Source organism: Streptomyces sp. P6-2-1 (assembly GCF_050613165.1).
Taxonomy (GTDB): Bacteria; Actinomycetota; Actinomycetes; order Streptomycetales; family Streptomycetaceae; genus Streptomyces.
This window is the reverse complement of sequence record NZ_CP192513.1, coordinates 290,546-314,447: the sequence shown is the minus strand read 5'-3', so window position 1 is coordinate 314,447 and position 23,902 is coordinate 290,546. Positions and strand designations below refer to the sequence as shown.

The 23,902-nt window shown below is 72.6% G+C and carries 14 protein-coding genes; 7 read left to right on the top strand and 7 right to left on the bottom strand.

All coding sequences use genetic code 11. The features are described from left to right. Window positions 1-68: 68 nt before the first annotated feature. Both ACQYWQ_RS01315 and ACQYWQ_RS01310 read right to left on the bottom strand, forming a co-directional pair. Entirely contained in the window at window positions 69-764 is a 696-nt protein-coding gene (locus tag ACQYWQ_RS01315; protein ID WP_431031993.1) for a response regulator, read from the bottom strand. Then, window positions 761-2,407, bottom strand: a complete 1,647-nt coding sequence (locus ACQYWQ_RS01310; RefSeq protein WP_431031992.1) for an ATP-binding protein — start codon at window positions 2,405-2,407, stop codon at window positions 761-763. The genes ACQYWQ_RS01315 and ACQYWQ_RS01310 overlap by 4 nt, the downstream gene beginning before the upstream one ends. 266 nt (window positions 2,408-2,673) lie before the next feature. Between ACQYWQ_RS01310 and ACQYWQ_RS01305 the strand changes: the two genes are divergently transcribed. From ACQYWQ_RS01305 to ACQYWQ_RS01290, 4 genes are all read left to right on the top strand, one after another. After that, the gene (locus ACQYWQ_RS01305; RefSeq protein WP_431031991.1) at window positions 2,674-3,489 is read left to right on the top strand and encodes an ABC transporter ATP-binding protein; all 816 of its coding nucleotides are present in this window, start codon (window positions 2,674-2,676) and stop codon (window positions 3,487-3,489) included. Further along, window positions 3,479-4,357 (top strand): ABC transporter permease, encoded by an 879-nt coding sequence (locus tag ACQYWQ_RS01300; protein ID WP_431031990.1) that lies wholly within the window; start codon window positions 3,479-3,481, stop codon window positions 4,355-4,357. The genes ACQYWQ_RS01305 and ACQYWQ_RS01300 overlap by 11 nt, the downstream gene beginning before the upstream one ends. Window positions 4,358-4,442: 85 nt before the next feature. Further along, on the top strand, window positions 4,443-5,480 hold the full coding sequence (locus ACQYWQ_RS01295) for an ABC transporter substrate-binding protein (protein WP_431031989.1): 1,038 nt from the start codon (window positions 4,443-4,445) through the stop codon (window positions 5,478-5,480). A 96-nt stretch (window positions 5,481-5,576) separates the two neighbouring features. Next, window positions 5,577-6,017: an ATP-binding protein gene (locus ACQYWQ_RS01290; protein WP_431031988.1), complete on the top strand. Its 441-nt coding sequence runs from the start codon at window positions 5,577-5,579 to the stop codon at window positions 6,015-6,017. Between the two features lie 70 nt (window positions 6,018-6,087). Here the strand turns inward: ACQYWQ_RS01290 and ACQYWQ_RS01285 are convergent, their stop codons facing one another. The 5 genes from ACQYWQ_RS01285 to ACQYWQ_RS01265 all read right to left on the bottom strand — a co-directional run bounded on the left by ACQYWQ_RS01285 (window position 6,088) and on the right by ACQYWQ_RS01265 (window position 21,936). Further along, window positions 6,088-7,896, bottom strand: a complete 1,809-nt coding sequence (locus ACQYWQ_RS01285) for a chitinase (RefSeq protein WP_431039028.1) — start codon at window positions 7,894-7,896, stop codon at window positions 6,088-6,090. Between the two features lie 248 nt (window positions 7,897-8,144). Beyond that, a complete protein-coding gene (locus ACQYWQ_RS01280; RefSeq protein WP_431031987.1) occupies window positions 8,145-8,786 on the bottom strand; it encodes an aldo/keto reductase in 642 nt (213 codons plus the stop codon). Window positions 8,787-9,539: 753 nt separating this feature from the next. Continuing rightward, window positions 9,540-10,496: a ricin-type beta-trefoil lectin domain protein gene (locus ACQYWQ_RS01275; RefSeq protein WP_431031986.1), complete on the bottom strand. Its 957-nt coding sequence runs from the start codon at window positions 10,494-10,496 to the stop codon at window positions 9,540-9,542. A 26-nt stretch (window positions 10,497-10,522) separates the two neighbouring features. Next, window positions 10,523-13,123, bottom strand: coding sequence for a right-handed parallel beta-helix repeat-containing protein (locus ACQYWQ_RS01270; RefSeq protein WP_431031985.1), 2,601 nt, complete (start codon window positions 13,121-13,123; stop codon window positions 10,523-10,525). Further along, window positions 13,120-21,936 carry a hypothetical protein gene (locus ACQYWQ_RS01265; RefSeq protein ID WP_431031984.1) on the bottom strand — a complete coding sequence of 2,939 codons (8,817 nt, stop codon included), beginning with the start codon at window positions 21,934-21,936 and terminating at the stop codon, window positions 13,120-13,122. The genes ACQYWQ_RS01270 and ACQYWQ_RS01265 overlap by 4 nt, the downstream gene beginning before the upstream one ends. Before the next feature lie 215 nt (window positions 21,937-22,151). On the opposite strand from ACQYWQ_RS01265, the gene ACQYWQ_RS01260 reads away from it, so the two are divergent. From ACQYWQ_RS01260 to ACQYWQ_RS01250, 3 genes are read left to right on the top strand one after another with little or no spacing between them, the layout of a single operon-like run. Beyond that, window positions 22,152-23,078: a serine/arginine repetitive matrix protein 2 gene (locus ACQYWQ_RS01260; RefSeq protein ID WP_431031983.1), complete on the top strand. Its 927-nt coding sequence runs from the start codon at window positions 22,152-22,154 to the stop codon at window positions 23,076-23,078. Between the two features lie 48 nt (window positions 23,079-23,126). Next, window positions 23,127-23,438 carry a hypothetical protein gene (locus ACQYWQ_RS01255; protein ID WP_008749402.1) on the top strand — a complete coding sequence of 104 codons (312 nt, stop codon included), beginning with the start codon at window positions 23,127-23,129 and terminating at the stop codon, window positions 23,436-23,438. Window positions 23,439-23,495: 57 nt separating this feature from the next. Continuing rightward, the gene (locus tag ACQYWQ_RS01250; protein WP_009062784.1) at window positions 23,496-23,819 is read left to right on the top strand and encodes a WXG100 family type VII secretion target; all 324 of its coding nucleotides are present in this window, start codon (window positions 23,496-23,498) and stop codon (window positions 23,817-23,819) included. Window positions 23,820-23,902: the final 83 nt, after the last annotated feature.

The following is a 23,902-nucleotide window of genomic DNA, read 5'->3' as shown; positions in this document are numbered from 1 at the left end:
GGGGTGCATGTCAATACACGCGGCAGGAAGTCGTGCGCCTTGGCGCGTAAGCGACGGGCGGTACGCGTTCAGCCGCGCCCCGCCACCCAGGTGTACAGGTGTTCAGGACGCCCCGTGTCCCCGTACCGGAGTGTCAGCGAGACCAGGCCCGAGCGCTCCAGGTACTTGAGGTAGCGCTGTGCCGTCGAGCGGCCGATGCCCGTCCTGGCGGCGACCTCGTGGGCGGACAGGGGCGCGGGGCCCGCGGTGAGGGCGGTGCGGATGAGGGCGGCCGTCGCCGTCGAGTGCCCCTTCGGCAGGGACGGGCGCGGGCGCTCCGCGCCGCGGAGGCCGGTGAAGATCCGGTCGATCTGCTCCTGCCCGGGCTCCGGGCGCGCGGCGCCCTCGTCGACGGCGCGGCGCAGCGCCGCGTACCCCTCCAGGCGTTCCCGCAGGCCCGCGAAGGTGAAGGGCTTGACGAGGTACTGGAGCGCGCCGAAGCGCTGCGCGCCCCGTACCGTCGCGAGATCACGTGCTGCCGTCACCATGATGACGTCCGTCTCGTGGCCGCCGAGCCGCAGCCTGCGCACGAGCTGCACGCCCGTCTCGTCGGGCAGGTAGTGGTCGAGCAGTACGAGGTCCACCTCGGTGCGCTCCAGGCAGCCGAGCGCCTGCGCGGCGGTGTGCGCGCTGCCCACGACGGTGAAGCCGGGCACCCGCGCGACGTACGCGGTGTTGATCTCGGCCACGTGGAAGTCGTCGTCCACGACGAGCACCCTGATCACCGCTCATCTCCCGCCACCGTCACGAGCGCCCCCGCGCCCTCGGGGATCAGGGTCTCCGGCAGCGTCACCGTGAACACCGCGCCGCCCCCGGCCCGCGCCCCCACGCGCGCCGTGCCCCCGTACCGCTCGGCGAGTCTGCGGACGAGACTCAGGCCGATGCCCCGCCCGTGCGGCCTGCGCGGTGCCCGGGGCGCCGCCTCCTTCGTGCTGAAGCCCTCCGTGAAGACGCTCTCGCGCAGTTCGGGCGGCACCCCGGGCCCGGTGTCGGCCACCTGGAGCAGCACCGTCGTCCCCTCGGCCCACACCCGTACCTCCACGAAGGGATCGGCGACGCGCCGTTCGCACGCCGCGTCCAGCGCGTTGTCGATGAGGTTGCCGAGCACCGTCACGAGGTCGCGCGGCGCGACGAGCCGCCCGGGGAGCCGTGTCCGCGCGCCGATCCTGAGCGTCACCGCGCGTTCGGCGGCGACGGCGCTCTTGCCCACGAGCAGCGCCGAGAGCAGGGGTTCGCCGAGCCGCTCGGCGATCTCCTCGGCGGAGGCCGCGCTCCCGCCGGCGACCTGCGTCACGAAGTCGGCGGCCTGCTCGGGGCGGCCCAGCTCCAGGAGCCCGAGCACCGTGTGCAGCCGGTTCGCGTGCTCGTGGCCCTGCGCGCGCAGCGCGTCGAGGAGCCCCTGCGAACTGTCCAGCTCCCGCCCGAGCAGCTCCAGTTCGGTCCGGTCGCGCAGCGTCACGACCGCGCCCCCGTCCGCCATCGGCATCCGGTTGACGAGCAGCACCCTGCCCGCGCACACCGCGAGCAGGTCGGCGCCCGCGATACGCCCCGCGAGCACGTCGGCGGTACGGCCGGGCGGCAGCACCGCGTCCAGCCCGTAGTCGGTCATGTCCGTGTCGAGCCCGAGCAGCCGCGCCGCCTCGTCGTTGACCAGGCGTATCCGGCCCCGCGGGTCGAAGGCGATGACGCCCTCACGGATGCCGTGCAGCATCGCCTCGCGCTCGTCGAGCAGTGCCGAGATGTCAGCGAAGCCGATCCCGTGCGTCCTGCGCCGCACCCGCCGCGCGACCGCCACCGCCGCTCCCGCGCCCACGGCGAGCGCGGCCGCCGCGCAGAGCAGCAGCCCGGGCAGCGCGTCCACGACCCGCTGCCGCACGCTGTCGTACGCGATCCCCACCGAGACCGCGCCCACCACCTCGTGCCGCGCCCCGTACAGCGGCACCTTCGCGCGCGCCGAGCGGCCGAGCGTCCCGTTGTCGACCTGCCGCACCTCGTGCCCGGCGAGCGGGCCGCTCGGGTCCGTCGACACGTGCCGCCCGATCTCGGCGACCGTCGTGTGCGACCAGCGCACGCCCCTGCGGTCCATGACCACGACGTACAGCGCCCCCGTTGCCCGCCGGATGCGCTCCGCCTCGCGCTGCACCGGGCCGCTCTCGCGCGGCCGGGTCGTCAGCAGCCCCCGCGTGATCGCGGGATCGGCGGCCGTGGTCTGCGCGATGGCGAGCGCGCGGTGCGTCGCCTCCTCGTCCAGCTCGCGCGCGAGCGGCGCGATGAAGAGGCTGACGGCCAGGACCATGACGCCGGTCGTGAGGGTCAGCTGCACCACCAGGATCTGGCCGGAGAGCCGCCGGGGCCAGTGCGGTCGCATGGTGTCCTCTGTCTTCGTTCGGGTACGGGTGCGGGCCGCGTACGTACGGGACGGGCCACGGGCGCGGGCCGCCGCGCCCCCGCGGACATGCCCTTTTAACACCCGTGTAGCGGCAAGGTAAACGGGCGGCGGAGCCCTGCCCAGGCCCGTGCGCGCGGCAGACACGTGCGAGTGAGCACAACGAGCGGAACGAGGAGTACGGGCACAACGGAGGCTTGTCGGCACAAGGCCGCCAGGGACCCGTACCGCCCCTAGCGTCCCCCGGCATGAGCAGTCACCAGACACCCGCCATCGAGCTGCGAGGCGCGGGCAAGACCTTCCGCACCCCGTCGGGCGGACTCCACACCGCCGTACGCGATCTCGATCTCACCGTCGAACAGGGCGAGTTCGTCGCCGTCGTCGGCCCGACGGGCTGCGGCAAGTCCACGACACTGACCCTCGTGAGCGGCCTGGAGGAGGCCACCACGGGCGAGGTGCTCGTCGGCGGCGCACCGGTCACGGGGATCGGCTCCACGACCGGATTCGTCTTCCAGCAGGACGCCGTCTTCCCCTGGCGCTCGGTGCTCTCCAACGTCATGGCGGGCCCGCGCTTCCGCGGCGCGCCCAAGGCCGAGGCGCGCGAGCGTGCCCGCGCCTGGCTCGCCCGCGTCGGCCTCGGCGCCTTCGAGGACCGCTACCCGCACCAGCTCTCGGGCGGCCAGCGCAAGCGCGTCGCGCTCGCCGCGACCTTCGTCAACGACCCCACGCTCCTCCTCATGGACGAGCCCTTCTCGGCGCTCGACGTGCAGACCCGCGCCCTCATGTCCGACGAACTCCTCGACCTGTGGGCGGGCACGGGCGCCTCCGTCGTCTTCGTGACCCACGACCTGGAGGAGTCCATCGCCCTCGCCGACAAGGTCGTCGTCATGACGGCGGGCCCCGCGACCGTCAAGGAGGTCTTCACGATCGACCTCCCGCGCCCCCGCAAGGTCGAATCGATTCGGCTCGAACCCCGCTTCCTCGACATCTACCGCGAGATCTGGACCTCGCTCGGCGAAGAGGTCCGCATCACCAGGGAAAGGGGCGCCGCCGATGCCGCCTGAGACCACGACACCCACCCGGCCCGCCGCGCCCCTGCGCAAGGAGGAGCCGACGCGCGCCCAGACCCGCGCCCGGGCCGCGCGCAGGCGCCGCCTCGTCGTGTACGGAGCGCGCGTCCTCCTCCTCGTCGTCCTCCTGGGTCTGTGGGAGTGGTGCGCGCGCGCCGAGGTCATCGACCCGTTCAACTTCTCGATGCCCTCGAAGATCTGGGACCAGATCAGCCGCTGGGCGACCGAGGGGACACCACAGGGCAGCCTGTGGGAACAGGTCTGGTACACGCTGTACGAGGCGCTGCTCGGCTGGGTCATCGGGGTCGTCGCCGGTGTGGTCCTCGGGATCGCCCTCGGCCGCGTCCGTTTCCTCTCGGACGTCCTCGGCCCGTACATCAAGGTGCTCAACGCGCTCCCGCGCATCGTGCTCGCGCCGATCTTCCTCATCTGGTTCGGCCTCGGGCCCGCTTCGAAGATCGCCTCGGCCGTCGTCCTCGTCTTCTTCCCCGTCTTCTTCAACGCCTTCCAGGGCGCCCGCGAGGTGGACAGGAATCTCGTCGCGAACGCCCGCATCCTCGGCGCGAGCAACCGCCAGGTCACCTTCCAGGTCGTCATCCCCTCGGCCACCTCATGGATCTTCACGAGCCTGCACGTGAGCTTCGGCTTCGCGCTCATCGGGGCGATCGTCGGCGAGTACATCGGCGCCACGAAGGGCCTCGGGCTGCTCGTCTCGGCCTCGCAGGGCACCTTCAACGCGGCCGGTGTCTACGCGGCGATGGTCATCCTCGCGGTCGTCGCGCTGCTCGCCGAGGCGCTCCTTTCGGCCCTCGAACGCGGCCTGTTCCGCTGGAAGCCGGCCGAGTCGGGCGACGGGCGCTGAGCCACCCGTACGCCCCCGCACCTCTTCCCCCTCCTCAACGCCTCACCACCTCACCACCTCACCGCCTCACAAGGACGTGACCAGCATGCGCAGTTCCCTCAGGACCACGGCCGCCGCCGCGACCGCCGTGCTCGCCCTCTGCTCCCTCACCGCCTGCGGCGACTCCTCGGGGTCGGGCGGCGGCAAGGAGGGCGGGGGCAAGGTCAAGATCATGGTCGGCGGTCTCGACAAGGTGATCTACCTGCCCGCGATGCTCACGCAGAAGCTCGGCTACTTCAGGGACGAGGGCCTCGATGTCCAGCTGCTCACCGAGCCCGCGGGGGTGCAGGCCACGACCTCGCTCATCTCCGGTGACGTGCAGGGTGTCGTGGGCTTCTACGACCACACCCTCGATCTCCAGGTGAAGGGCAAGCGGGTCGAGTCGGTCGTCCAGCTCTCCCACACCTCGGGGGAGGTCGAGGTGGTGTCGGCGAAGGCGGCCGGGGACATCACCTCGCCCAAGGACTTCGCGGGCAAGAAGCTCGGCGTCACGGGGCTCGGCTCGTCGACGGACTTCCTGACCAAGTACCTCGCCGTCGAGAACGGCGTGCCCGTCGAGAAGATCACCTCCGTCGCCGTGGGCGCGGGGCAGACCTTCATCTCCGCGCTCCAGCAGAACTCCATCCAGGCCGGCATGACCACCGACCCGACCGTCACGGCGATCCTCGACAAGAAGATCGGCAAGGTCCTCGTCGACATGCGCACCCCCGAGGGCTCCGAGAAGGCACTCGGCGGCCCGTACCCCTCGTCGAGCCTCTACATGAGCACGGACTGGGTCAACGACCACAAGGCGACCGTGCAGAAACTCGCCAACGCCTTCGTCAAGACGCTGAAGTGGATGGACGGGCACTCGCCCGAGGAGATCGCGGCGAAGATGCCGGCCGACTACGCCCAGGGCGGCAAGGACCTCTACACCAAGTCGATCGAGGCGACGCTGCCCATGTTCACGCGCGACGGTGTCATGCCCGAGAACGGCCCCGAGACCGTCGAGCGTGTCCTGAAGGCGTTCAACCCGAACCTCAAGAACACGAAGGTCGACCTCGCGAAGACGTACACGACGGAGTTCGTGAAGAAGGCCGGCTGAGGCGGCGCGCGGGTCTGCCCGCGCCCCGAGCGGGCACCCGGTCGGCAGGACGGGGTGCCCGCTCGGCGGCGCCGGCCACGGCGAAGGGGGACGGTCATGGACGAGAATTCGCTGAAAGCGGTCGGCTGGGCCCGCTCGCTGCCGCTCGACACGGAGGTGCGTGCGGCGCGCGCGTGGACACGCGGCCATCTCGACACGCTCGGCTGGACCCGTACCGCGCCGGCGACCGCGGACGACGTCCTCCTGACGGTCTCCGAACTCGTCACCAACGCGCACGTGCACGCGCACAGCACCGCACACCTCCTGCTCACGTGGGACCACGAGTGTCTGCACGTGACCGTCCACGACTGCGCGCCCGCCCTCCCGGAGCCGCGCGAGGCGGGCCCGGAGGCGACCGGCGGCAGGGGCATGCTCCTCGTCGGCCTCCTCGCCGACACCTGGGACGTCCACCCGTGCCGCCACGGCAAGGACGTCACGGCCTGTTTCCGGCCGCCGGAGCAGGGGGCGGCCCGGGAGACGGCCGCCCGGCCGGAGTAGGCGGCCGGGCGGCGGGACGGGCGGCGGGGCGGTGGGAGTGGGCGGCGGGGCGGCGGGAATGAGGGGCCGCTCAGCCGAAGTAGCTGTCGAAGTTCTCCGAGAACTCACCCCCGTTGAAGCGGTCCCAGTTGATCGACCAGGTCATGAGCCCGCGCAGCTCCGGCCAGGTGCCGTGGGTCTGGTAGCCGCCGCAGTCGGTCTTCCTCGTCAGGCAGTTCAGGGTCTTCGTGACCTCGGTGGGGGATGTCCAGCCGTTGCCCGCCTGGGTCGACGCCGGCATGCCGATCGCGACCTGGTCGGGGCGCAGCGCGGGGAACACGCGGCTCGTGTCGCCCGCGACGGGGAAGCCCGTGAGGAGCATGTCCGTCATCGCGATGTGGAAGTCGGCGCCGCCCATCGCGTGGTACTGGTCGTCGATGCCCATGATCGACCCCGAGTTGTAGTCCTGCACGTGCAGGAGGGTCAGGTCGTCGCGCAGGGCGTGGATCACCGGCAGGTACGCCCCCGCACGCGGGTCCTGGCCGCCCCAGGGGCCCGAGCCGTAGTACTGGTAGCCGAGCTGGACGAAGAAGGTTTCGGGCGCCATCGTCAGGACGAAGTCCGCACCGTACTTCGCCTTCAGTGACGTGACCGCCGAGATGAGGTTCACGATCGCGGGCGTGGTCGGGGCGCGGAAGTCGGTGTCCCCCGTGTCCAGCGAGAGCGAGTGGCCCTCGAAGTCGATGTCGAGGCCGTCGAGGCCGTACTCGTCGATGATCCCCGACACGGAGGAGACGAAGGCGTCGCGCGCGGCGGTCGTCGTGAGCCGCACCTGCCCGTTCTGCCCGCCGATCGAGATGAGCACCTTCTTGCCCGCCGCCTGTTTGGCCTTGATCGCCGCCTTGAACTCGGCGGGCGTCTCGACCCCCGGGCACTCGCTCACGGGGCACAGGCTGAAGCGGATGTCGCCCGAGGTGACCGAGGTGGGCTCGCCGAAGGCGAGGTCGATGACGTCCCAGGAGTCGGGCACATCGGCCATCCGCGTGTACCCGGAGCCGTTGGCGAAGCTCGCGTGCAGGTAGCCGACGAGCGCGTGGGCGGGCAACTGCCCGCTCGTGCCACCGCCGTTGTCACCGCTCGCGGCCGTCGTGACCTCCAGGGCAGCGGACTTGGCCGACTCGCCCGACGCGTTCGCCGCGCTCACCTGGAAGCTGTACGCGGTCGCGGGAGAGAGCCCCGAGACGGTCGCGGAAGTCCCGGTGGCGGTCGCGACCTTCGCGCCGCCCTGGTAGACGCGGTACTCGCTCGCCCCGGGCACGGCGTTCCATGTGAGGGTCGCGGAGGTCGCCGTGGGCGCCGCCGCGCTCAGGCCGCCCGGGGTCGTGGGCACGGCGACGGGGTCGGCGCCCGGCCCGGTCAGGGAGAGGTCGTCGGCGTAGTAGGCGGGGGTCCCGTACCAGCCGTGCGTGGAGATCTCGACCGAGGTGGTCGACGGCCCGGTGCGGAAGGACGTGGTCAGCCGCTGCCAGTCGTCCGCCGACGCCGTCCAGGTGGACACGTCCGTCGTGCCGGTACCCTCGGCGCCGAGGTACACGTACCCGCCCCGCACCCAGCCGCTCAGGGTGTAGGCCGAGTCCGGCCTGACCCGGACGGTCTGCGCGCACTTGGCGTTGTCGCTCCCGGCCGGGACGGCCTTGAGCGCCGCACTCCCGCTGTGCGTGGGCGTGGTGACGGCCGAGCCGCTTCCGGCCGAACAACTCCAGCCGCTCGTACCCGACTCGAAGCCGCCGTTGGCGATCAGCTCGGTGTCGGCCGCGGAGGCCGCGGGAGTGACGGCGAGCAGGCCGCCGAGCGCGAGCGCGACGGCGAGCGGCGCGGCCAGGAATCCGCGGCGGGACAGGACCTCTTGGAACGTGACTCTTCCGAACGTGACTCTTCCGAACGGGGCTCTTCTGCGGTGCACGACTGCCTCCGGAGCGGGGGATGCCCCGGCACGGCTGTGCCGGGGCGGAGGACGCGAAGGGGTGGAGCGGAACGTCGCGGGGCGGGAAGTGGTGCGGGAAGTGCTGCCTCAAGATGGTCCAGACCAATGCGCCTGTCAAGACCCGCGGTGGCTACGTCGCTTCCAGGAGCCCCCTGTGCGCGTGCTCAGGCCGCCGGGATCACCGGCCGGATCAGGTCAGGTGCGGTCACGTACTCCTGGCCGACGCGGTTGTGGTCGTGCGGCTCGCCGAGCACGGAACCGCCCGCGCCGTCGAGGCGGTCCATGTCCTCAGCGGTCAGCTCCAGTTCGAGCGCGCGCAGGTTGTCCCTGAGGATGCCGGCGGTGGGCGCGCTCGTGACCGGGGCGATGCCCGTGGGGGAGCGGCGGGCGCGGCCGAGCACCCAGGCGAGCCCCACCTGCGCGCGTGTGGCCCCGTGACGGGCTGCCACCTCGGCGACGGCCTCGCGCACGGCGAGGTCGGCACCGGTGGGCCGCCCGGTCCGCGCCCGGTGCGGCAGGCGCGGCTCCTCGGTCCCCGCGCCGGTGAGGAAGCCGCTGCCGAGAGGGGACCAGGCGCCGAAGCCGATGCCGAGTGCCTCGGCCATCGGGATGACCTCGCGTTCGGCGACCCCGTACTCGTGCGTGACGGCGCTGACCGGCGCCCAGCCGTGCCGCTCGGCGAGGGCCCGGCCGCGCGCGACGCGCCGGGCGGGGAAGTTGCCGAGGCGCGCGTGGCCCTCGGTGCGGGTCGCACCGACCGCGTACTTCCTCGCGAGGACGAAGTCCTCGCGGTCCTTGCCGAGCAACGCGCCGACGAGGCGCTCGGACTCGCCGCCCTGGTAGCCCTCGGCGGTGTCGATGCGACGTGGGCGAAGGGCGGGTGGACGACGGGGCCCCAGGAGGCGCGCCCGTACTGATGAGGAGCGTGCCGCTGCCGCGCGCGATCATGGCGGGCAGCACCTGGCGCACCGCGCCGACCGCGCCGACCGCGTCGAGCGCGGCGGGATCACCCTGCGCCGGAGAGCACTCCAGGACGTCGACGGGGCCGAACGCGGCCTTGATCGCGTCGAAGGCGGCGATCAGCGCGGGGCGGTCGGTCACGTCGGCGACGAAGACCCCTGCCCCGATCCCCTCGGCCGCCAGCTCCGTCACCAGGGTGTCCAGCCTGGCGGGCCGCTCATCAGGAGCACGGCCTCGGTCCCCGCCAGTTCGAGCTGCTCGGCCTGCTCGAAGACCGCGGCGACCTGCCGCAGGGCGGGCTGGGACACCTCATGGGCGTCGCGCCCAGCGTGCTCGTGACCCTCCTCAACCCCCTGGAGGGTGAGGGCCCCTGGTCGAACGGCGCCGCGACGACCTCACGGGGCTGGAGGAGGCTGCGGGACCCCCGCGTCACCCGACGGGGACCGCCGAAGGGCGTAGCCACGCGGACACGCGGGCGGGGCGGGCCGGTGCCCGCCGTTCCGGGGGAAGCCGACCGGTTCCGGCCGCACCGAAAACGGCGGCGGCGCCCCCGTGGGAGCGCCGCCGCCGTACCGATCAGTGCGGGAAGTCCCCCGCGCTCAGGGCACGTTCCACTTCTGCGCCCAGTTGCCCGAGCACCACGCGATCTGGAGCGGCGAACCGGCATCCGTGCTCGCGTTCGCGACGTCCAGGCACTTGTCGGCGGCCACGTTGACGATGTCGTTGCCCGGCGAGTACCGCCACTGCGTCACGTTCGTCGTGTCGCAGGAGGCCATGACGACGTGCGTGCCGTCGTTGGTCGAGCGGCCGGCGAGCGAGAGGCAGCGGCCGTTCTTGCGCAAGGTGCCGTCCTTGGCGAACTGCCACTGCTGATCGGCGCCCCCGTCGCACGGGTACAGCTTCAGCGCCGTGCCCGCGAGCTGTACGCAGTGGCCCTGGAAGTCCCCGTACCGTCCGGTGATCGCGCCGAGCGGCCGCGAGAAGTCCTGCGCGGGGGGTGCGGGTGCCTCCGCCTTCTTCGGCGTGCTGCCGGACGAGCCGGAGGAACCCGATGAGCCGGACGTCTTCTCGCTCTTCGTGTCGCTCTTGGCCGTGTCGCCGCCCCCGCCGCCCGCCGCCGTGCCGCTCTTCTCGTGCGACCCCGCGGCCGGGGCGGCGGGCGCGCCCGCCTGGCCCCCGCCCGCCGCCGAGCCCCCGCCCCCGCTCTCCTCGTGCGGCTTCCCCGACTCCTTCGCGGGGGAGTGCGAAGGGGACGGGGACGACGAGGGCGAGGCGGAGGGCGAGGCCGTGGGCTCGGCCGCCGACACGCGTGCCGCCGTGTCGCTCGCGGCGAGCGCGGGGCCCTCCTTCCCGTCGTCGTCCAGTACGGTGCCGCGCGCGGCCACGGCGGAGAGGGTCACGGTCGCGGAGACCGCGGCGGCCCAGCCCAGCGTGACCCAGACCCTGCGGCTGGGCACGAGTCCGTGCGGGGCGCGGGCGGGGCGGCGGCGGAAGGCGTCCGCGAAGCTCTGCTCGGCCGGGTCCGCGGGCTCCGGCGTGCGGTGCGAAGGGCGCATGGCGTGAAAACTCCTGTGGGGATCGGTCAGAGCAGGTCGTGCTCGTCGAGCTGCATGAGCTGTGCGGAGTCGGGGGACGTCAGTTCGGCGACGCGCATCGCCTGCCGTTCGGTCATCGCCTGGAAGAGCTGACGGGCCGTGCGGCCGTTGCCGAAGCCCGCGTCGCGCGGGATGGTCCCGACGTGCGCGGTCAGCGCCCGGCGTGCCGCGTCGGTCAGCTCGTACTGGTGCCGCTGCGCGTGGTGCTCGACGATGCTGACCAGCTCCTCGGAGCTGTAGTCGGCGAAGAGCAGCGTCCGGCTGAACCGCGAGGAGAGCCCGGGGTTGGAGGAGATGAAACGGTCCATGTCCCCGGGATAACCCGCCGCGATGACGACGACCTCGTCGCGGTGGTCCTCCATGAGCTTGACGAGCGTCGCGATCGCCTCCGTCCCGAAGTCGTTGCCCGCGCCCGCCGGGGCGAGCGCGTACGCCTCGTCGATGAAGAGGACCCCGCCGCGCGCCCGCAGGAACGCCTCCGTCGTCTTCGGACCCGTGTGACCGACGTACTCACCGACCAGGGAACTGCGGTCCACCTCCACGAGGTGACCGCGCGACAGCAGCCCGAGACCGTGGAGCAGCCTGCCGTAGAGCCTGGCCACCGTCGTCTTGCCGGTCCCGGGATTGCCCGCGAAGACGAGGTGCCTGCTCAGCGGGGGAGCGGGCAGCCCCGCCTCCTCGCGCATCCGCACCGTCTGCATGAGCTTCACCATGCCGTTGACGTCGCGCTTCACGCCGTCGAGGCCGACCAGCTCGTCCAGCTCGGCGAGCAGGTCCTCCAGGCTCTCCGGCTCCGGAGCCGGCTCGCCCTGGTCCCACAGCGCCCCGTCAGCCTCGGGGGCAGCCTCCTCGGGCGCGTGCGGGCCGCCGCCCGCGACGGACGCGGGAGCGGCGGGCGGCCTGGCACGGTCCGACAGGCTCGGCAGCACCGCCGTACGGACCCGTACCGCCGCGCAGTCCTCGAACTCCGGTTCCGCGCCGTCCGCGAGGCCGACATCCTGCGCGCTGTCGAAGACCCGGCAACCGAGGAAGCGCACCCGCGCCCCCTTGCCGACGTGAAGAGCCGGAAACGCGGCGCCCGACACGTCGCAGTGCGCGAAGGTGCCACTCACCTGCTCGCCGACGAGGACCCCGTTCTTGCCGCAGTCCTCGAACCGCACGCCGCGCACCTCGGCCGTCGCCTCCCGCTCCAGGACGAGACCACTGCCCGCCGCGCCCGCGATCGTGCCGCCCGTCATGGCCAGCCGCCCGCCCGCGTCCACGGTGACCCCCGCGCCTCCCGCGCCGCTCACCCGTACCTCCGTGAGCGCGACCGCCGTCCCCGCGCCGATCTCGACGCCGCTGCGCCCCTGCCCGGTGAAGACGCACGCGTGCACGCGGGACTCCTCCTCGGCGGCCGAGCGCAGCCGCAGCCCCGTCTCCGCGCCCTCCGCACGCAGCCCCGTGAGGTCGAGACGGGCCTCCTCGTCGCCGTGCACGGCGCACAGCCGCGCCCCCGTCACCGAGGAATCGGTCACCTCGGCGCCCGCCGCCCCCGAGACCCGCAGGCCGTGCTCGCCCGCCCCGCGCACCCGCAGGCCTTCGAGCACCGCCCGCGCCTGCCCGGCGAGTGCGAGCCCGCTCCCGTGCGCCCGCGCCACGAGCGCGTCCGTGAGCCGCACGCTGCTCGCGCCCATCGCGCTGACCCCGTGCCCGCCGGGACGCACCAACTGGCAGTCCCGCAGCGACACGCCCCCCTGGTCGTCGGCACGCACCCCGTGCTCGCGCGCGTCACTGATCCGCGTCTCGCGCAGGACCGCGCGGCCGCGCTGCGCGAGCCGCACCCCGCAGCGCCCGCTCTTCTCCACCCGGCAGTCCGTCAGCTCCGCGGCGCCGTCCTCCTCGACGAGCACGCCGTGCCGCCCCGTACCGGAGAAGACGCACCCGCGGGCGAGGAACCTGCCCGCGCCCTTGGCGCGCGCGCCCGAGCCCGAGGTGTCGCGCACCCGCAGGCGCTCGGCGATGAGCACCGCCTGCCCCGAGACGACCGCGCCGATCCCGTCGACCTCGGTGATCTCCGTGTCCACGGCCCGCGCCCGCGCGTCCCCCACGAGGTGCAGCGCGGCGCCGCGCGCCCCACTGAGCCTGGCCCGGTCGAGTACGAGGACCCCGCCCCCGTCGACCGGGTCCGCCACCTCGCGCAGCAGCGTGTCCTCGTCGCTCAGCCGCGTATTGCCCGCCGCCGACGCTCCCGCGGCCGAGCCGAGCACCTCGACCCTGCCGCCCGTCAGCTCGCAGCGCTCGGCGGTCAGTCCCGCGGCGTCCTCGACCCGCACCACGGGCTGGTCGGGATCGGAACCCGCGAGGTGCAGCTCGCGCAGCACGCACCCGGGGGCCGTCACCGTCACAGGCACCCCGTGCGCCGCGCGCAGCCGCACCGAACCCGCGCCCGCCTCCGCCTCGACGGTGACCCGCCGGGTGAGGACGAGGTTCTCCACGTACGTGCCAGGAGCGACCAGCACCGTCGTCCCCGCCGGCGCTGCGGCGAGCCCGGCGGCGATCGTACGGTGGACTCCGCGGCCCCGCGGTCCGACTCTGACGGCCGTCACTGCGACCCCCCGTTCTGTTCGTGCTGCTGCTCGCCCGCGTAGAAGTCGTAGCTCGGGAAGACGTGCTTCTGCAAGGTCGAGGAGAGGTAGAGGTTCGCGAACGTCTTGTCGACGAGCTTGCCGAGCCCCGCGACGGCGAAGGTGTCGAAGACGCCGCCCCGGTGGTAGAAGCGCCCGCCGAAGTTCTGGATCATCGCGGTACGGGCCACGCCGAGGCTCACGGCGCCCGCGACCCCGCCCGCCATGCCGACCGCACCGGCGACGAGCGCGTCACTGCCGTGCAGGTGCACGGTGTTGCCGTTCGCGTCCTTGACCCCGAAGATCGCGGAACTCGCCGCTGCGGTGATGAAACCGGAGACCGCGCCGGTCATGAGCCCCACGCCCCAGTCGTAGGTGCCCGAACGCCAGCGGGTCACCTTCTCGTTTCCGGCGAACTCCGCCGTCCACGAGTCGTCGTTGGGCCTGCGCGCGTAGGGATTGCCCTGGTCGACCTGGCTGAGCCCCGTCTTCCACGGCCCGCCCCTGAAGGTCGCGTAGTGCCCGAGCGAGAACGTGCCCTTGACACCCGCGCCGACCGTCGCGCCGAACGCCGCCCTGCCGACCTCGGTCCAGCCGAACGGCGTCCCCGTGGCGGCGGCGACGATCCCGTACACCGCGAGATTGAGGCCGAAGTCGAGCAGCCATTCCTGGATCAGGTCGACGGCGAGCGCCTGCCCGGCCTTGGACGGGAACGACGTGTACGTGCTGACGCCGCCCGCGGTGTGGCCCCACTCCCAGCGGTTGGGCTCGCGCCACATGCGGTTGAAGCCGCGGTACTCCGAGAGGATGCCCGTGAAGTTGGTCTCGCGGCCCGTCAGCGTGGTGCGGCCGAAGGTGTCGCGGTGCCACACGTAGCCCGGGATGGTCCGCTCGTCGATCATGCTCGATCCGTTCGCGCCGAAGCGGCGCCACTGCTTGTGCCAGTCCTCGCTCTCCAGGAAGCTGCCGTCCGGCAGTTCGACCTTGCGGCCCAGCTCGATGCCGTTGTCGTACTCCTTCCACACGTGCGGGTTGTGCACGTCGCCCGGAGTCTGGACGTACTCGCGGACCCGGTAGGGCGAGTCCTGGAAGCGCGGGGTGCCCGCCGGGCGGACGGGGATCTCCTGCACGATGTGGCCCGCGTTGTTGTCCAGGTCCCTGAACACGGCGCCGGGCTGGAAGTCCGGGAGCTGCGTACCGTTCCGGTCGAACCACTGCCGCACGCGGTCGCCCACGCCGTTGCCGAAGCCCTTGATCTCCCCGTCCGCGCCGATCTTGTTCCAGTGCCAGGTGTTCGTCCCCGGGTTCTTCCAGGCGTCGACCACCGTGCCGTCCGCGAGCAGCCTGTGATCCCGCACGAGCGCGCCCGCCACGTCGAAGTCCTGGAAGCTCTCGCGGTCCCAGCCCCACGGGGTGACCTCGCCCCGCTGGTGGTTGAGCCTGCGGATGCCACCGGGGTTGGGCGTCCCGTCGCTCCAGCGCACCGTGCCGCCGAGCATCCCCTGCGAGGTGACACGGACGGTGTTCGCGCCGCCCGTGGGGTCGGGGAAGGTGTCCTGGCGGGAGAGGACGAGGCCGTGGTGGTCGTACCGCGTCCAGTCGCTGCCCCCGCCCATCCGGCCCTCGCGCCCCGCGGCGCCCGGCGGGGGACGGAAGTCCACGACGGAGCCGTCCGCGAGACCCACGCGCGCCACGTGCCACTGCTTGCCCGCCGGTGTGTACCAGTCCCCGTCGGCCAGGTCGTCGGTGAAGCGCTCCTGCCAGCGGATGTCGGCCGCGTTGACCCCGGGCGGCAGCTGGGTGGTGTCGAAGTCGGTCGCGTGGTAGGTGCGGTGGCCCTTGAGACCGTCGTCGCCCTGCTTCCACGGCAGGTAGCCGTTCTGCTTCGCGACTCCGTCCGGCATCGTGACGTCACCGGTCGTCACCGTCTTGCCGTTGAACGGCTTGCGCGTCTCACGGACGACCTCGCCCGCCCTGTTGATGTCGGTGATCGTGCCGTTGTTGCTGACGAACCGCACGCCGTGCGTGACGTTTCCGCCGGCGTCGGTCTCGGTCCACGTGTGCATCTGGAGCCTGCTGTCCTTGGCGAGCCAGGGCACGTTGTCCAGGTTCGCCGCCCGGTACTCGGGGCTCATGATCCAGCGGAAGGCACGCGGCGGGCGCTGCTCGGCGAAGCGTGCGCTGTCCAGGAAGCCGCCGTCCTTCAGCGTCACGCCCCTGCCGTTCTCCTTGCCGTGCGCCGACCACGACGTGTAGTCCTTCTTCGGCACCCCGTTCGCGTCGAACTCCGTCTGCCACAAGCGCCGTACGTCGTCCACCGACCACGTGAAGCGGCCGAACTTCTCCTGCGCCACGACCCGCTCGCCCGTCTTCGGGTGGGGCAGGCGGTCCGTGAAGCCGCGTCCGGGGCCCCAGGTGCGGTCGCCCTCGGCGATCTTCTTGAACTCGCCGTCGTAGCGCGTCCAGCGGGCGTCACGGGAGAAGGTCTGGGTGAAGGGATGACGGTCGAGCCCGGCGAGCACGTGGCCGCCGTCCGGCAGCTCCTGGTAGTGCCGCACGCGCGTGCTGCCGCTGACGTCGAACCAGCTGCGCCCGCTCTCGCCCCAGTGCCGGGTGCCCGAGCCGACGACGTTGCCCGCGCCGTCGAGCTCGGTCCACACGCCGCGCTGGTTGAAGCGGCCGAAGGAGCCGACGCCCGCCGCCGAGTGGTAACCGTCCAGGACGTTGCCGTTCGGCAGCGGCCTGCGCTCCATCAGCTCGACGCCCGAGTGCGTGGTCAGCTTGATCCGGCCGTTGCCGAGCCCCTTCGCGTCCACGGTGCCGGCGTCGTACCACTTCTTGATCGTCGGAGCCGCGACCGGCTGCCCCGCCGCGTCGAGCCGCACCCGCTCCCAGCTCGGCTTCGTCACGCCGTCCGTGGGGTGGGTCACCTTGAGGAACTGGTCGGCCTTGAGCGTGCCCTTGTCGAAGACGTTGATCCGCTGCTCGAAGAGGCGGCCCTGCCCGTCGTACAGGTGGTACTCGTTGGCACGCCCGCCGCCGTTGAACGTCAGGCGGTAGTTGCCGTCCGCCTGGTGCGCGAAGGTGTGCGTGCCCGCGCCCATCGGTACGGGCGTCATGTCGCCGTCGAGCAGGTGGTGGGTGTCCGTCCGCACGAAACGGGTGCCGACACCGTCCGTGAGCTGCACGACGTCGTAGTGCCCGCCGCCCGCGTGGTCGGTGACGCGGAAGGTGTGCGCCCCCGCTCCCGGCGGCGTGATCGTGTACTGGTGGACGCCCGCGGGCCCGAAGAGCCGCACCTGGCCGTCCGCGCCCGTGACCCGGTGGCCGCCGCCCGGCCTGGCGGTGACGGTCACGTCGGCCACGGCGTTCATGTCGCGGCTGTACAGCTCCAGGTGCCCGCCGGGGTGTACGCGGACGCCCTCGCCGCTCGCGAGGACGTGGCCCACCTGGGTGTGCACCGTGCCGTCCGGCCGGTAGAGGACCCTGCCGCCCGTACCGGTGACGACGATGTGCCCGTCGGCACGGGTGACGACGGCGGCCTGCGGCACGGGCGTGCCGCCCGCGTCCACGACGCGGGGTGCCCCGCCGCCCACCGGCATGTGCGCGTACTCGTTGCCGGTGCCGAGCCGCACCACGTCGTGCGTGTGGGCACCCTGCCCGTCGAAGACCGCGTGGTTGTTGCCCGCTTGGACCCGGAAGCTCCCGTCGCCCTGCCGCACGACGGTGTCGCCGGCCCCGAGGGACGGATTGCCGCCCGCCGGATCGGTGCGCAGCGGGCCGTTGAGGTGCGGATGACCGTGGAGCGCGAGCAGGTCGTGGGTGTGGGCGCCCGCGCCGTCGTACACGTGCGTGAGGTGCGGGTTGGTGCCGTCCGGCACGTGGAAGTCGGTGCCGTGCAGGGTGACGGGGCCGCGTGCGCCGCCGTTGAGGTCGACGCGGGTGATGGGGCCGGGTCCTGTGGGGCGGAGGGCGAGGTCGCCGGTGGTTCCGAGGGGGATGGCGTTGTGGGTGTGGGTGCCTTGGGGGCCGACGACGATGTGGTGGCCGTTGGTGGGGTCGTCGATGCGGAAGCCGCCGCCGTTTTGGGGGGTGACGGTGGTTCCGTGGAGGGTGGGGGGTGTGCCGTCGGTGGGGAGGTGGAGGTCGCGGCCCGTGAAGCCCGGGTGCTGGACGGAGAGGAGGTCGTGCGTCGGGGTGCCGTGCGCGTCGTACACGTGCGTGAGGTGCGGGTTGGTCCCGTCCGGCACGTGGAAGTTCGTGCCGTGGACGGTGACGGGGCCGCGTGCGCCGCCGTTGAGGTCGACGCGGGTGATGGGGCCGGGTCCTGTGGGGCGGAGGGCGAGGTCGCCGGTGGTTCCGAGGGGGATGGCGTTGTGGGTGTGGGTGCCTTGGGGGCCGACGACGATGTGGTGGCCGTTGGTGGGGTCGTCGATGCGGAAGCCGCCGCCGTTTTGGGGGGTGACGGTGGTTCCGTGGAGGGTCGGGGGTGTGCCGTCGGTGGGGAGGTGGAGGTCGCGGCCGTTGAAGGCGGGGTGGCCGATGGTGAGGGCGTCGTGGGTGTGGGTGCCGGTGGCGTTGTAGACGTGGTGGCGGCCCGGGGCGGCGGCGGGGACGTGGAAGTCGGTGCCGTGCAGGGTGATCGGGCCGCGTGCGCCGCCGTTGAGGTCGACGCGGGTGATGGGGCCGGGTCCTGTGGGGCGCAGGGCGAGGTCGCCGGTGGTTCCGAGGGGGATGGCGTTGTGGGTGTGGGTGCCTTGGGGGCCGACGACGATGTGGTGGCCGTTGGTGGGGTCGTCGATGCGGAAGCCGCCGCCGTTTTGGGGGGTGACGGTGGTTCCGTGGAGGGTGGGGGGCGTCCCGTCGGTGGGGAGATGGAGGTCCCGGCCCGTGAAGCCCGGGTGCTGGACGGAGAGGAGGTCGTGCGTCGGGGTGCCGTGCGCGTCGTACACGTGCGTGAGGTGCGGGTTGGTCCCGTCCGGCACGTGGAAGTTCGTGCCGTGCACGGTGACGGGCCGCGCGTGGCCCGTGCCCGCCGCGTCCACCAGCGTGTGACCGCCGCCGCCTGCCGGAGTGAGGACGAAGTCGTTGCTGCCGCCGAGCGGCACGACCGTGTGCGTACGGGCACCGCTCGCGTCCACGACCACGTGGCTCTCGCCGTACTGGACGCGGAAGCCGCCGCCCGCCTGCGCCGTCACCTGCGCGTGCGGCGCGGGCGCGGGGGTCCCGTCCGGGCCGGTCAGGTCCAGCCGGTGCCCGTCCCTGCTCGGCAGGACGTGGATCTCGCCGCCCGCCCCGTCGCCGAGCCGCAGCCCGGAGCGGGTCGGCAGGCCCGTCGCCGGGTCGTAGAGCTGGAAGCCGGTGCCCGAAGGCATCCGGATCTCCTGCCCGAGCATGCCGGGGCGCCCGCCCGGCGCGGCGACACCCGGCGCGGGCACGTGGCGCACGACGTTCGCGTCGCGCGCGTCGAGCGCCACGACGGCGCCGTGGAACTGCCCGCCCGAGAGGGTCACGAACCGCTCGTCGTGGAGCAGCCGCAGCCCCCCGTCCTCGGGCGACAGGTCCATGTGCCTGACCTCGAACGCGCTCACGCGCTGCTCGATGTGGACGATGCCGGGTGAGCCCGGCGAGTCCCCCGCGCGCACCGTCGCCGTCCACGCGCTGCCGCCCGGCGGCACCATGACGGTGGCCTGTCCGATGCCGCCCATGCCGTCGTGCGTCACGTGCAGCTGGACCCCGCTCAGGCCGGGCACGTCGAGCGTGCGGGTGACCGGAGCCGGGGCGGGGACGACGGCCGAAGGGGACGGGACGGCGGCCGAGGTGGAGGCCGCGGGCGGCTGGTGCGAACCGCTCGGCAGCGACGTCAGCTCGACGTCGCCGCTGCCACGGGCGCCCGGCGGGACGATCTCCATCGGCCCGGTCGGCGCGTAGTCGGTGGACGCGTCCAGGTAGTAGTTCCAGCGGTGCACGGTGCCGTCCCCGAGCGTGCGCTCGATCCGCAGGATGTCCCTGCCGTCGCGCTGGAAGTGGTGAGCACTCACCCCGCTGAGGCCGCCGGTCTGCGTCACGGTGACATCGGCACGCGCGGCCCCCGTGCCGGGGCGCACGTCCACGACGACCCCGGGCAGCAGCTCGTCGAGGTCGCGGAAGGTGTGCTGGAGGTCGTACTGGACCGTCACCATGTTGACGCGGACCGTGCGCTGGGCGAGCGCCGAGAGATCGATCAGGCCGCCCTTGCCGAGGTCGGCGATGAGCGAGCCGCCGCCGGGGAGCGCGAGCCCGCCCGTCGTCGCCGGCGTCGGCGTGGGCTTCGGGTCGATCCCCGTGACGGACCCGTTGAGGTGCCCGAGCCCGCCCGCCCCGTCGCCCGCGCCCGCACCCGATGACAGCGGCGGCACCGAGACCTGCCCGCCGCCGGGGACCGTCGTGACGTGCGCGGACGTCGCGGGGGCCGGGACCTGCGTCTGCCCCGGCACCTGCGTGGCGGGCGAGTGGACCTGCGTCGCGGGGGGCGTACCGGTGTCGGTCGTACGGACGGCGGGGGCGTCCACGTGGGCGACAGGCGGCGCGGCGGCGGACGTCGCGCCGACGGCGGGGACGTTCACGTGCCCGACGGGCGGTGCCGTGACCCCCGCCGAGGCGCTGACCGAGGGCATGTCGACCCGGCTCACCGCGGGCGCGTTGATCTCCGCACCCCGGCCCACGGCGGCGATGTCCACGCGTCCCACCGACGGCATCGACACCTCGGCGCCCCTGCCGAGCGCGGGCACCGAGACGTGCCCGGTGGCGGGCAGGTCGACCCGCCCCGCGCCCGCGCCCACGGACGGCAGGTCCACCCGTCCCACGCCCGCGCCCACGGACGGCAGGTCCACACGCCCGGCTCCCGCGCTCACCGACGGCAGGTCGCTGACCCGGGCACCCACGGGAGGTGCGTCCAGCTTCCCGACGACCGAACCCTGGGACACCGAGCCGAGCGAGGGCACGGTGACCTGGTGCACGGCCGGGGCGTCGACCTGACCGGGCGCGGCGATGTGGCCCTGCGTGGGGGACGGGACGGCGACGGAGCCGAGCTGCGGCGTGTGCACCTGGCCCAGCCCGCCGAGCGCGGGCGTGTCGACCCGGCCCACCCCCGCGCCCAGGTGCGGCACGTCCACCCCGTGGGCGGCGACCTGGGCCACGTCAGTGACCCCGCCGGGGATGTGGGTCGCGCCGATTCCCGAGGAGGACACCGCGCTCATCGGGCCCAGCGTGGGGATGTGCACCGCGTTGACGCCGGGGAGCCCGGAGATCGAGGGGACGTCCACGACGCGCGCGCCGAGCGAGGGGACCGAGGAGCTGATCGTCGAGCCGAGACCGTGGAAGGCGCTCGTGTTGATGCCGCCGATCGCCGAGCCCCCGGTGAGCCCGTGCACCGAGGTGAGACCGTTCCCGATGCCGGTCGGCGGGGTCGGCGTGAAGCCCGAGAGGTTCACGTGCGCGACGGACCCGAAACCACCCGTCGGGGGCGCGAGTTGCAGGCCGTGCGCGACACCCCCCGAGATCTTGCTCGTGGCGCCGATGAACTGCCCGCCCGCGAAGGCCCCGTACCGGTACAGGCCGAAGACACCGCGGTCGATGACGCCGATCCGCAGCGCGAAGAGCACGCCGTGGCCCAGCTCGTCCACCGCGACCGGCAGGAGCAGCCGCAGGGAGTTCGCCCCGCGCAGCCCGTTGACCGTCGTGTTGACGAGCGTCGTGCCGAGCCCGCGGATGCCGTTGAGGCCCCCGATCACCGTCTTCATCGCGAAGAACGTCTTCGCGCCCGCCAGGTTGATGACCGTCAGGCCCGCGGCGGCCGGCACCAGCTTGATGTCGTGGATGCCGTTGATCCCCATCGTGAAGCCCTTGGCGCCGGGCATGAAGTGCAGTCCCGCGCCGCTGATCTTCAGCCCGTTGAGCCCCTTGAGGCCGCGCAGCCAGTTGCCCGAAGCGGCGAACACGTTGTCGAAGCCGAGCGTGAGCCGGGTCAGCGAACCGAGCGAGTTGGCGCCGGAGAAGAGATTGCCCGCTCCCTTGAACGCGCCCGCGCCGAGCCCCTTGAGCCCCTTCCACAGGTCACCGAGACGGATGCCCTTCGTCGTCGGCGCGATCACGCCGATGATCGAGAGCACGAGGTCGGTGATGCTCGCCTTGCCCTGCGAGAAGTCGATCGCCGTCTTGATGAGCAGAGCGACGTTCAGGCCGATCGCGAAGAGCGCGAGCGGACCGCCCACGATCATCGCGGGAATGATGAGGATGAGCGCGAGCCAGCCCAGCGCCTTCCAGAACTCCTCGCACTCGTCGATCGGCGAGGCGATGCTGTACGCGGCGTCGGTGATCGTGTCCGACGCGGTGCTCGCCGCCGTCTTCAGCTGGCTCTTCGCGTCCTCCGCGATCGCCTTCTGCTCCTCGCGGCCCGCGTCGTCGTCCTCGTCCAGGGCCGCGGCCGCGCTCAACGCGTCGTCGGCGCGCTTCTGCTGCGTGCGCATGACGTCCACGTACGTGCGCAGCGCGCCCTGCACGTCCTTGTGGGCCTGCCGGAACGAGGAGACGTACTTGCGGAGGTCCCCGTCGATCTTCTTGCGCAGCGCGTCGGCCGTCTCGCCGACGAAGATGCCGTCCGTCGTGTTGAGGACCGAGGTCAGGCCGTCGTCGATCGTATCGGCGAGCGAGACCAGGTTCTCCTGCGAGGAGATGACCTCGTCGATACGGTCCGCGTCGCCCGGCGTCGGGTCGCCGCCGAGTCCGAGGGCGCTCCAGTCGGAGGGGCGGGGCATGGGAGGCGCTCCTTCCTCGACGGCCCGGTCCTGGCTGCCTGCCGGCCTGTCGGTCACCGGCCGCGGGGGCCGCTGTCGTGTCCACGCACGAGCGCGCCGAAAGGTTCAGCCGGGTCGCGCGGGACGCGATGAACCTTTCGGTGGGGTCCGTGCGTGGAGGGAGCGGACAGCCGGTCCGGACCACCGGGCCACCGAAGGACCCAGGGAGGTACGGGGTGCCCGACTTCTCCATCGACTACTCGAACCTGCACGTCGTGCAGAAGAAGATGCACGAGCTGGCGGACGCGGCGGGCAGCGGCGGTGCGACGGGGGCCTTCAAGGAGGTCGGCGAGTCGACCAGCTCCGAACGCAAGGCGGTGCTCGGCAGTTCCGACCTCTCGTACGCGTTCAACCTCTTCTACTCGTACTCGGCTTCCCGCACCAAGGACGCCAAGGACGGCCTCGGCCAGCTCGCCGACACCTTCTCCGGCGTCGCCGACACCTTCTTCAACGCGGACGCGCAGCTCTCCTCCGCCGCCGGTCTCATGAGCCAGAGCCTCGGCCTCGACGACTGGAAGAACCAGAAGGAGGCGTACGAGCACTGGCAGGAGGACAAGACGGCGTGGGACGACTACCTGGAGAAGATCGGGGCCTCCGACTACTTCGCCGAGCACCCCGACACGAACATGGGCGAGCTGTGCCGCGCCGACGACGCCCCGTCCTTCTGCGAGACCTGGATCGATGACGACGACGCGCCCGACGACCCCGGGGACGCGCCGCCCAAGCCCGCCGACGACCCGCCGCTCTCGTACTCGTACGAGGACGAGCACGGCAAGGTCTCGGTCGAGGTCGAGGTGGACGACGACTACAACGTGATGAAGGAGAGTTCCACCATCACGACCCCCGACGGCCAGTCCTACACCTCGGTCACGACGTACGACTCCGCGCCCGAGTACCACGAGACCTCCGACGGCGACCGCTACGACGCCCGCGACTACACGATGGAGACGACGTACGCGGACGGCTCGACGACCTCCACCAAGGTCGTCATCAACGACGACGGCTCCGGGACCATGACCACCACCGACCAGGACGGCAAGGTCACCACGGTGACGCGCGGCGGCCCGGACGAGGACTGGCCCGAGCCCGAGGACGACGACTGACCGACCCCCCGACCCCGCACCGCTCCACCCGACAGAAAGGCCAGCCACGTGCCCGCCAACATCAGCCTCTCGTACGCCGAGATCGAGCGCGTCTCCAACCTCCTGGACACGAGCGTCGAACAGACCCTCGTGCCGCGCATGGACGAGGCGAAGACCGAGGTCGACAACCTCCTCGACACCTCCCTCGTGCTCACCCAGTCCAGCCCCGCCCTCCAGACGCAGTACGAGAAGTTCACGACCTCGCTCAAGGAGGCCACGGACAGCATCAAGGGCTACGCCGAGCAGTTCCGCCAGATCATGAACTCGGTGAAGGACATGGACCACGACATCGCCGAGAAGGTCAACAGCAGCGGCCAGTAAGCCCCTTGGGGCCCCGCGGCCCCGCCCCCTTCACCGACCAGCGAGGAGAACCGCATCATGGCGCAGCCCGACGTCCTTTTCGACTACGACGAGATCGCCCGCGTCGCCACCACGATGGGCACCAAGCTCAGCGACATCTCCACGGAACTCGGCGACCTGGAGACCACCGTGAGCGGTCTGCTCCAGGACGGACTCGTCTTCGAGAAGGCGAGCCCCGCCCTCCAGGAGGCGTACAACGACTTCAGCAACCAGATGAAGACGTCCGCCAAGAACATCCAGGAGTACGCGAACACCTTCAACGACATCGCGAAGGCGATCGCCGACTCCGACGGCCAGATCGCCACCGGCGTCAAGAACGCCCAGAGCGGCAACGAGGGCTGACCCCCCGCGGCCCGGCCGCTCCTGGGCACGAGGCCCCGCCACCCTGACAGGGCGGCGGGGCCTCGTACGTACGGACCGCGCGG

Coding starts and splice junctions, on each gene's coding strand:
- ACQYWQ_RS01310 (WP_431031992.1), bottom strand. CDS start 2,407: ATGCGACCGCACTGGCCCCGGCGGCTCTCCGGCCAGATCCTGGTGGTG.
- ACQYWQ_RS01305 (WP_431031991.1), top strand. CDS start 2,674: ATGAGCAGTCACCAGACACCCGCCATCGAGCTGCGAGGCGCGGGCAAG.
- ACQYWQ_RS01300 (WP_431031990.1), top strand. CDS start 3,479: ATGCCGCCTGAGACCACGACACCCACCCGGCCCGCCGCGCCCCTGCGC.
- ACQYWQ_RS01295 (WP_431031989.1), top strand. CDS start 4,443: ATGCGCAGTTCCCTCAGGACCACGGCCGCCGCCGCGACCGCCGTGCTC.
- ACQYWQ_RS01290 (WP_431031988.1), top strand. CDS start 5,577: ATGGACGAGAATTCGCTGAAAGCGGTCGGCTGGGCCCGCTCGCTGCCG.
- ACQYWQ_RS01275 (WP_431031986.1), bottom strand. CDS start 10,496: ATGCGCCCTTCGCACCGCACGCCGGAGCCCGCGGACCCGGCCGAGCAG.
- ACQYWQ_RS01265 (WP_431031984.1), bottom strand. CDS start 21,936: ATGCCCCGCCCCTCCGACTGGAGCGCCCTCGGACTCGGCGGCGACCCG.
- ACQYWQ_RS01250 (WP_009062784.1), top strand. CDS start 23,496: ATGGCGCAGCCCGACGTCCTTTTCGACTACGACGAGATCGCCCGCGTC.